Origin of the sequence: Microbacterium sp. PF5 (assembly GCF_004794315.1) — a bacterium.
In the GTDB taxonomy this organism is placed as follows: domain Bacteria; phylum Actinomycetota; class Actinomycetes; order Actinomycetales; family Microbacteriaceae; genus Microbacterium; species Microbacterium sufflavum.
Genome location: NZ_SSDQ01000132.1, coordinates 1 through 603, shown reverse-complemented (window position 1 = coordinate 603; position 603 = coordinate 1). Strand labels below are relative to the sequence as shown.

Sequence of the window (603 nt, the reverse complement as noted above, 5' to 3'; positions counted from 1 at the left end):
TCGCCGTCCCCGCGCGCAGCTGCACGTGGCTGGCGAACGCGCCGGGTCGCCGTGCACGCCCACCCTGTCGTGGCCGTACTTGCCCAGGTCGCGGCACTTCTGGGTGAGCCCGCGGCGGCAGCGGTCGCACGTGCCGCACGACACCGTGACCGACCACACCACGCGGTCGCCGAGGCGCAGCGGGGCCCCGTCGGTCGCGTCCGCTCCGGCGTCACCGAGCGCGATGACCCGCCCCACGCTCTCGTGCCCGAGCACGAGCGGCGTGGGGGCCGCGCGCCGCCCTTGCACGGTGTGCACGTCGGAGCCGCAGATGGTCGACATCTCGACAGCGACCAGCACGTCGTGGTCGCCGAGGGCGACGCCGGGCACCGCGATGGTCTCGTGCGGGTGCCCGTCGCCGATCCACACCATGGCGGTGGCGGCGGGGCGCAGGGCGACGTCCCTCCGGTGACCGGGCGGGCGGATCAGCACGGTTCCCATGGCCGGATGCTCAGCGCGCGGAGACGGTGGGCAGCAGGTCGCGCTGGGCGAGCGCGCCGCGCAGGGCGGTGACGTCGGCGAGCACGGCGTGGGCTCCCGCGCCGCTCAGGGCTGCGCGGTCGT

1 protein-coding gene is annotated in these 603 nt (G+C 76.5%); it reads right to left on the bottom strand.

Annotation, left to right across the window (positions count from 1 at the left end; translation table 11 throughout):
- A partial coding sequence (locus DW297_RS11940) for an alcohol dehydrogenase catalytic domain-containing protein (protein WP_240744606.1) occupies positions 1–480 on the bottom strand: 480 nt, incomplete at its 3' end.
- Between the last annotated feature and the right edge of the window lie 123 nt (positions 481–603).